The 8,513-nt window shown below is 42.0% G+C and carries 10 protein-coding genes and 1 tRNA gene; 5 read left to right on the top strand and 6 right to left on the bottom strand.

Annotation, left to right across the window (positions count from 1 at the left end):
• The first annotated feature begins 340 nt into the window (after nucleotides 1-340).
• The 4 genes from feoB (at nucleotide 341) to B2Z67_RS07760 (ending at nucleotide 4,455) form a co-directional block, all read left to right on the top strand.
• Nucleotides 341-2,809, top strand: a complete 2,469-nt coding sequence (feoB, locus tag B2Z67_RS07775) for a ferrous iron transport protein B (protein WP_291529253.1) — start codon at nucleotides 341-343, stop codon at nucleotides 2,807-2,809.
• Nucleotides 2,806-3,021 carry a hypothetical protein gene (locus tag B2Z67_RS07770; RefSeq protein ID WP_291529251.1) on the top strand — a complete coding sequence of 72 codons (216 nt, stop codon included), beginning with the start codon at nucleotides 2,806-2,808 and terminating at the stop codon, nucleotides 3,019-3,021. The genes feoB and B2Z67_RS07770 overlap by 4 nt, the downstream gene beginning before the upstream one ends.
• A 49-nt stretch (nucleotides 3,022-3,070) precedes the next feature.
• Nucleotides 3,071-3,142: transfer RNA gene (locus B2Z67_RS07765), tRNA-Cys, on the top strand.
• A 152-nt stretch (nucleotides 3,143-3,294) separates the two neighbouring features.
• Nucleotides 3,295-4,455 (top strand): site-specific integrase, encoded by a 1,161-nt coding sequence (locus tag B2Z67_RS07760; RefSeq protein WP_291529250.1) that lies wholly within the window; start codon nucleotides 3,295-3,297, stop codon nucleotides 4,453-4,455.
• A 112-nt stretch (nucleotides 4,456-4,567) separates the two neighbouring features.
• Here B2Z67_RS07760 and B2Z67_RS07755 read toward each other — a convergent pair whose 3' ends face one another.
• The 6 genes from B2Z67_RS07755 to B2Z67_RS07730 form a co-directional block, all read right to left on the bottom strand.
• Entirely contained in the window at nucleotides 4,568-4,858 is a 291-nt protein-coding gene (locus tag B2Z67_RS07755; protein WP_291529249.1) for a helix-turn-helix domain-containing protein, read from the bottom strand.
• Between the two features lies 1 nt (nucleotide 4,859).
• Nucleotides 4,860-5,294: a hypothetical protein gene (locus tag B2Z67_RS07750; protein WP_291529248.1), complete on the bottom strand. Its 435-nt coding sequence runs from the start codon at nucleotides 5,292-5,294 to the stop codon at nucleotides 4,860-4,862.
• 161 nt (nucleotides 5,295-5,455) lie between these two features.
• The gene (locus tag B2Z67_RS07745) at nucleotides 5,456-5,893 is read right to left on the bottom strand and encodes a hypothetical protein (protein WP_291529247.1); all 438 of its coding nucleotides are present in this window, start codon (nucleotides 5,891-5,893) and stop codon (nucleotides 5,456-5,458) included.
• Nucleotides 5,890-6,390 carry an N-acetylmuramoyl-L-alanine amidase gene (locus B2Z67_RS07740; RefSeq protein ID WP_291529246.1) on the bottom strand — a complete coding sequence of 167 codons (501 nt, stop codon included), beginning with the start codon at nucleotides 6,388-6,390 and terminating at the stop codon, nucleotides 5,890-5,892. The genes B2Z67_RS07745 and B2Z67_RS07740 overlap by 4 nt, the downstream gene beginning before the upstream one ends.
• Nucleotides 6,390-6,863, bottom strand: coding sequence for a phage holin family protein (locus tag B2Z67_RS07735; RefSeq protein ID WP_291529245.1), 474 nt, complete (start codon nucleotides 6,861-6,863; stop codon nucleotides 6,390-6,392). Before B2Z67_RS07735 ends, B2Z67_RS07740 begins: the two co-directional genes overlap by 1 nt.
• A 168-nt stretch (nucleotides 6,864-7,031) precedes the next feature.
• Complete coding sequence (locus B2Z67_RS07730) at nucleotides 7,032-7,652, bottom strand: master DNA invertase Mpi family serine-type recombinase (protein ID WP_291529252.1); 621 nt, start codon at nucleotides 7,650-7,652, stop codon at nucleotides 7,032-7,034.
• Between the two features lie 74 nt (nucleotides 7,653-7,726).
• Between B2Z67_RS07730 and B2Z67_RS07725 the strand changes: the two genes are divergently transcribed.
• A complete protein-coding gene (locus B2Z67_RS07725; RefSeq protein ID WP_291529244.1) occupies nucleotides 7,727-8,428 on the top strand; it encodes a hypothetical protein in 702 nt (233 codons plus the stop codon).
• Nucleotides 8,429-8,513: the final 85 nt, after the last annotated feature.

The raw sequence follows: 8,513 nt of genomic DNA, 5'->3' as shown, positions 1-8,513 counted from the left end.
CTAAATTCTCATTTATGACAAGGCACTTATGAATCATGCAGGCTAAATCTTAGTGAAGCAACAATTAGTAATTAATGCAAATCAGGAGTTAAGTAACTCCCCCCATCTTGTTCCCACTCCTGTTCCATAATTCCCCGGTAAATAGCACTTTGTATAGGAACAAGATGGAAGAAGAACGGAAGAAGAACAGGAGGAGAACGGGAGGAGATACGGAGAGGATACGGAAAACGTATGGAATAAGTAGGCTTTTTTATCTGTCTTATTTAAAAACAATCTAAATAATTTGCCGACTACGTGTAAGTATCATATCTTTGCACGGAAATTAATGAGAAAGAGAACTATGCGTTTGTCCGATTTGAGAACTGGAGAGAAAGGTGTAATCGTCAAAGTGCTGGGGCACGGTGGTTTCCGTAAACGGATTGTAGAAATGGGGTTTATCAAAGGAAAGACGGTAGAAGTGCTACTGAACGCTCCATTGAAAGACCCTATAAAGTATGAAGTGATGGGCTATGAGATATCTTTGCGCCGGCAGGAAGCGGAAAGGATCGAAGTCATCAGCGAACAGGAAGCGAAGAAACATGCAACGAAGCCTGAATATCATTCGGGAATGAGAGAGGATATTTATCCTGGTGAGGTAGAATTGAAACACATTGCTCTCGGAAAACGCCGTACTATTAATGTAGCTTTGGTGGGAAACCCCAACAGCGGTAAGACATCCCTGTTTAATATCGCTTCCGGTTCGCACGAGCATGTAGGCAATTACAGTGGCGTCACCGTAGATGCCAAGGAAGGTTACTTCGATTTTCAAGGCTATCACTTTCGTCTGGTCGATCTGCCCGGTACGTATTCGCTTTCTGCATATAGCCCCGAAGAGATTTATGTTCGCCGCCACATCATTGATGAAACACCGGATATCGTTATCAACGTAGTAGACTCCTCGAACCTGGAACGCAACCTTTACCTGACAACCCAGCTGATTGACATGAACGTGCGTATGGTGATAGCACTTAATATGTACGACGAACTGGAATCCAGCGGCAATACGCTGGATTATATGAAACTCAGTGAATTGTTTGGTGTTCCTATGGTACCTACGGTTTCGCGCGCAGGCAGAGGAATTGATGAACTGTTCCATGTGGTTATCAGTATTTATGAAGGCGCCGACTTTCTGGACAAAAAAGGAGAAGTTCGGGTTGAAGTTTTGCAGGACTTGGCAAAGTGGCATCAGGAATATGTGCCCGGTTATGGTTCGGGTAATTATCAGGAAGAAGAGCGTTCTCATGGTTTCTATCGCCATATACACATCAATCACGGCCCGGAATTGGAACGTAGCATTGAAGAGGTTAAACGCATTATTAGTGAGAACGAGAACATTCGCCATGAATATTCTACGCGCTTTCTGGCTATTAAACTATTGGAAAACGACCGTGACCTGAGGAAAATAGTCGAAGCATTGCCCAATGGCGAAAAGATTATAGCCGTTCGCAACCAGGAAAGTCGTCGTATTCATGATGTGCTCAATGAAGATTGTGAACACGCAATTACCGATGCCAAGTACGGTTTCATATCGGGCGCTTTAAAAGAAACATTTGTGGAAAATCAGAAAGACAAGGCGCATACTACCCGTATGATAGATTTTATCGTGACACATCGCTTCTGGGGATTTCCTATTTTCTTTCTGTTTATGTATCTCATGTTTCAGGGAACATTCATTCTTGGCGAATATCCGATGATGGCTATCGAATGGCTGGTGGGAATTATCGGAAATCTGATACAGAATAATATGGGAGAAGGGCCGCTGAAAGACTTATTAGTGGACGGTATTGTGGGTGGAGTAGGCAGCGTTATTGTTTTCCTGCCAAATATCCTGATTCTTTATTTCTGCATATCATTGATGGAAGACTCCGGCTATATGGCGCGTGCCGCATTTATTATGGATAAAATCATGCACAAGATGGGATTACATGGTAAATCCTTTATCCCATTAGTCATGGGGTTCGGTTGTAATGTTCCTGCCATAATGGCTTCTCGTACTATTGAGAACCGTAAGAGCCGTTTAATCACTATACTTGTCAATCCATTGATGTCATGCAGCGCCCGTCTACCCATCTATCTGCTGTTGGTAGGCGCCTTTTTCCCGAACAATGGCAGTATGATAATGTTGCTTATCTACGTAATAGGTATTCTGTTGGCGGTATTGATGGCGCGCCTGTTCAGCCGTTTTCTGGTGAAAGGAGATGATACTCCGTTTGTTATGGAGCTTCCGCCATATCGTTTACCGACTGCTAAAGCCATTTTCCGGCATACGTGGGAGAAAGGTGCACAGTATCTTCGTAAGATGGGAGGCATTATTATGATAGCTTCTATTGTGATATGGGCATTGGGATACTACCCCAATCATGATGCATACGAGACAATGGCGCAGCAACAGGAGAATTCTTACATCGGACAGATAGGAAAAGCAATTGAACCCGTATTGAAACCGTTAGGTTTCGACTGGAAGTTAGGTATAGGTTTGCTTTCGGGCGTAGGTGCCAAGGAGTTGGTGGTAAGTACACTGGGAGTACTTTATACAAACAATGCTGATGCCGACGCTGCAAGTCTTGCAGAACGTATTCCTATTACCCCGTTGGTAGCATTTTGCTATATGGTATTTGTTTTGTTATACTTTCCGTGCATTGCAACATTTGTAGCTATCAGGCAGGAATCCGGTAGTTGGAAGTGGGCAATGTTTACGGCTATATATACTACGCTGCTTGCGTGGGTAATGACATTTGCCATTTATAGAATAGGAGGATTGTTTATATGACGAATTGGCAACAATGGGTGGTAGCCATCCTGTTACTGTTATGTGTCGTCCGGATAGGATGGGCTTCTTATGCTTTTTTCCGCCGGATGAAGAAAAAAGATAATCCGTGTGCGAATTGCGTAACCGGTTGTGAGATAAAGAAATTGATGGACGAAAAGCGTGCAGAGTGTAGTACAGCTAAAAAGGAGAAGAAGAAAAAAGGTTGCGGATAGTTGGTAATTTCAAAAAATGTACTACCTTTGCAACCGCAAACGAAAAGCTGGTTCCTTGGATGAGTGGCTTAGTCAGCGGTCTGCAAAACCGTGTACGGCGGTTCGAATCCGCCAGGAACCTCAAAGTAGCGCAAAAGCTTCGATCAGAAATGGTCGAAGCTTTTGTCATTTATTGATTATCAGTAACTTAACTACCCTTCCAAATGGGACGAAAATCGTGCAAATGCAGACCGAATGTAGTCCGGGGATGTTAAAACAATACGATTGTAGCACATGAAGAGCATTAAAATATACCTCCGCAAATATGGTAACGACGCCTCTGGTGTCGTATGGATTTCCTTTTATGTCCAGCGCCAGAAAATCAACTTCTCTACTAAAATCGCGGTAGAGGTGAAACATTGGAATGAGAAAAAGAATATAGTCACTGCAGGAGACAAACAAGCAGCCGACAAGAATCTGATTATAGAAACAATCCTGGCACGTGTCAACAACGTATTTGTGAAATACCGTCTCAGGGATAGAAAACTATCCCGTGACCTTTTTATGCGTGAATACAACCGCCCATCCGATTACGATACTTTTTTCGATTTCGTCGTAGATTATATGAAGAAGATCTCCCATCGCACGGAACTAACAACACTCAATACTCACATGAGTGTTATTCGTAAAATGAAAGATTTCAATGCTAACCTAATCTTTGACGATATAACACGCGATTGGTTGGATGTGTATTTTGCCTATCTCCGGAGAGAACTGGACAACAACACAAATACGGCATATAAAAACATGGCCATCATCAAAAAATATGTGTTAGCTGCGTATAAAGCCGGATACATGGCAGAGAACCCATTTACGGAATGGTCTATTAAAAGAGTCACATCTACCTGTGTTTACCTTAATGAAGAAGAACTATCCACGCTCGTATCGTTATATAATATAGGCGGGTTGGAATATAAACTGCATAAAACACTAGAATTCTTTCTATTCATGTGCTTCAGCAGCTTACATATTGGGGATGCAAAGAAACTACAACTGGAGCAGTTTACTGAAGACTATTTCACTTATTTCCGGATGAAACTCCGGAACAGTAAGCCGGAACCGATACAGATTCCGATATCCACTCCACTCCGGAACTTGTTATCCAAGATTGTAGGTACCAGGAAGAAAGGACCTTTATTCGAGGTTATCCAGGCAGATCAAACAATGAATCGTAATTTGAAAGATATCGCCACCATTGCCGAAATAGATAAACCCCTTACTCACAAGGTTGGGCGGCATACATTTGCAACAATTTACCTAAGGCACACAAAAGATCTTGCAGCGCTCAAAGAACTGTTAGGACACTCAGATATGAAAGAAACGCTCGTATATGCTCACGTCATGGACGAGTCAAAACGTGAAGGGGTACAATGCTTCAATAGCTTTCAAATTTAGTACTTTCGTACGAAAGCAATCTAAGCCGTTGAGTTACAAACAAATACAGATGCACGTTTTTTGTACAGAACTGCACAAAATCATTGCATCTGCACGAATTAAAAAAGGCAGCTTATTCGGCTGCCTTATCTGGATGAGATTTACTACCGGCATCTATCAACTCTTTAAAATCCGGCATTGCTTCTGTATTTTCTTTTATAGAAAAATACATATACAACTCAGAACCTGAGATATATCCGAGAAAGACATCTATTGTATAGTTGGTTACACCTTCTTCTACTGCTTTAACTTGGTCGATTCTAATCCCCCCTCGCTGGGCAACGGCATACATTGATAGATTTCTATCTTCTCTAAATTCTTTCAACCTTTGTCCTAAGACTTCTCTGTAACTTTGCTTATCCATATTATCTAATATTAAAGTATTTCTTTATATAACTTTGTGATACCCCTGTTTGCTCAGATAAAGCCTTTATTTCAGAGCGCTTTGCAAATCTTGATAATGAATACCCTTTCAATATTTCATTATTATTTTTTCGGGTTGCCGCAATTAGTTCAGGAACCACGCTGCAAGGAGTATTGTTCTCCACCTCTTCAGCTACACTATCAAAAGCATGTATATCATAAGTACCATCTTTCCAGTCGTTTATTACTGCCTGGAAATCAGAGATGTTATATCCATTTTTGTCACAGATAGCCTCTATTTGGTTTTCGATAGAAAGCAACTCGTTACAGGCCGATTTTACATAAAGATAAATATCGCTTGAACCTCTTAAAGAAGTGTTAGGCTCATGGTCTGAGACTCTCACTTTTAAACCATTTATTTGATAATACTTGCTCATATTCTTATTGCTTTATTTCTTATGCAACAAAGATAATACAATTATTTGTATGGTACAAATAATTGTATTACAATTTAGCATTTATTAAGAAATAAGCCCCAATCCCGCAAGACTGAGGCTCAATACTTATTTATGATAAGCACTTCTACCTTGCAAAGATACTACTTTCTTCGCATCCTAAATATAAGCCAGCCTACTATAATAATAGCAAAAGACAGAATGATACCCATTGACCAACCACCCAGTTCTATCTTAATCTTTTGCCACCTGGTTAGCTTCTTCTCTACGGGATAGGGCACCTGTACACTATCCACCCTTGTCACCTGCACTGTATCGGTTCTGAACAAGTACTTATACAGGTATCTATCCTTGTATATCGTAGTCGTATCACCGTTTTTTTCGACGTAGATACTATCCCGGTGATAGATGCTGTCATACTGTATCTTATTAATATATACACTATCATACTTGACACTTTCAATCGGCACATACCGTACCGGAGAACATCCGGCAAGCGACATGACTATCCCCATCGCTACCAACGCGAGTAGTCCGACAATGGACAACCGGCGCATTTCTATTACATCAGACTCTCTCATGGCCTGATTACTACATTACGTAAAAAATTACTAAACTCACTCCTAACATCAAAGCACGGACACGCTTTGATGTATTCCGCCGGTTCGACTTCGCCACTATCGTTAATGTCAGGCGATGTATCTCTGTGTCCGAGTAATTCAATGATTTGGTACTCCTTGCAAAGTTTGGCAATGAGATCACGGAGGGCTGCTTTCTGCGCATCAGTACGAGTATCCGCCGGCTTACCGTTAGCATCCAGCCCGCCGATATAGCAGATGCCTATCGAATGTTTGTTATATGAAGCACTGGAGAACCCCTTTGTATTGCAATGCGCCCCGTCGATGGACAGCGGGCGACCGGTTTCAACGGTTCCGTCTAAATTGATAATGAAGTTATAACCGATTTGGTTAAACCCTCTCTGCTTGTGCATACGGTCAATGTCCTTTGCGCACAAATTCTGCTCGACGCGTGTAGCCGAGCAATGGATGATGATAGAATCAATCTCGTTCTTCTTCATTACTTTTCCTCCTTATCTTCATTCTTCATATAATCCATTATCGCCGCTGCTATCTCTGCCGGATCAGTTTTGTGTTTAACTATCTCCGCGGCAAGTACCGCCACACCCTTATAATCACCCTTTACTTTCTCGTCAGCCTTTTCATAGATAGACTTCAGCTCCACCAGTGAGATACCCAACGCCCCCAGCAATGTGATTACCGGGAATATAGGTATAGACCAGCCATAGTAACCATCCAGATACCACACGCCGCCCATCTGCATGATATCAATCACCGTCAGGGCAATCATAGCGTTATAATACCTGGCTATCTTGTCGATAGTCTTCTTATACCCATAACTGGAGCGTATCTCGCCGCGTATCTTCGCTTTACGGATACCGCTCCACAAGTCGGCAAGTATCATGATAAATACTTCGATGTAGATGCCGAAAAGCATCCATCCGACTACAAATAGTTCATTAAATCCTTTCATTTCTTGCTTCTCTATATAATAATTAATACTACTTTTGCATATTATCATAAGATAATGATGTTAGTTGTTTCCCGTCCGGCTTGTGAAAGTCTGGCGGGATTTTTTTAGGCACAAAAAAGCCCATCGACAACACGGGCTGTCAATGGGCATAATCACATTGCAAATGTACTAATTATCTTCTGATTTACAAGGCTTTTCTCTCATTCTTATCAAATGCTCATCAAGCGTTTTTATATTGCATTTAAGCTTCCGGCAGATAGCTGCTTTTGAATACTTATATTCAAGCATGGTGAGGATAAGTTTTTCCTTTCCTGATAGCTTATAATGTGAGTTCTTATCTCCTTTCTTTCGACCAAGTTGCTGACCGGCTGCCTTACGCCGGGCAAGCCCTTCCTTGGTGCGCTGACTGATAAGGTCACGCTCAATCTGAGCAGACAAGCCGAAAGCGAATGCTAACACCTGACTATTGATATTATTACCCAGCTCGTACTTCTCCTTAACCGTCAGCACGAATGTCTCTTTTGTCATACAGAGGTTGAGCATTGACATGATACTCATAAGATTCCTTCCCAACCGGCTAATCTCTGAGAGAATAAGTGTATCCCCTTTCTTCATTTTCTTTAGTAAAGGCCCCAGTTTTCTATCCTTGGCTGCCTTGGTTCCTGATACGGTTTCAGATACCCATTTATCTATTACTAACCTTCTTTCATTTGCGAAATTCTGAATCTCAAATCGTTGATTCTCGACAGTCTGTTTGTCGGTACTGACACGAATATATGCGTAAACCATTTTTGCCTGCGAAGGTAGTACTATCCTTTCACCGGAACAAATCATGTTTTAATTGCCCGTTAAAAGTAACGGATATGATAGAGAAGATTAATATAAATGATGCACTCCAGCAAAATGCCGGTATCATAGAAGGCATAGTAGGAATACCGACCGGTTTTGCTACCGCCATAATATCAACAGATGGTATACGTATCATGTACCATCGGAAAAGTGACAACCTCATGTTTATGGCTAAACCGCACAAGTGGGCAGCGCTACAAGCAAACGGCGAAGTAGCCGACGGCGTGGTAATTATAGAGGGTGGAAAAGTATTAGTAGTCGCACCAAACGAAGCCAGTACGATGTTAATCTGGAGTAGTGCAGCCATTAGCGGTGGCGGTATAACTACCGCCGACTACTCTATAGTAATAAACGACTGGGAGGGGAAAGCAAATACAGATGCACAGATAGCTGCGTCAATTTCCGGTGCTATAACCAATACAGCCAGCTACGCACCCGGCTTTTGCAACTTGTATGCAAATGCCGCACTGACGGCTGGTAAATGGTGGCTGCCGTCAATGGGTGAACTGATGATGATTTACGCAAACCTTACCAGAATAAACTACGCATTAAGTCTCATCGCTGGTGCTACCCAAGTGCGAGAAGCGGCATATTGGTGCAGTACCGAATGCAGTAGCACGCGCGCCTGGCATTTGAACCTTATGAGTGGGTACATAGGTCTCGCTAATAAGGTGACAAGTCAGTGTTATGTACGCGCGGTCTCGACATTATTTTAATCAATATTTTTTCATCCTATAGCGGGGAAATAATTCTCCGCTATTTCTGTATCCATTCTTTTGCCCGTTAAATATACCATTATGG

This window comes from Bacteroides sp. UBA939 (genome assembly GCF_002293435.1).
In the GTDB taxonomy this organism is placed as follows: domain Bacteria; phylum Bacteroidota; class Bacteroidia; order Bacteroidales; family Bacteroidaceae; genus Bacteroides.
The sequence above is the reverse complement of the archived record's forward strand: the minus strand, read 5'-3'. Positions and strand labels throughout refer to the sequence as shown.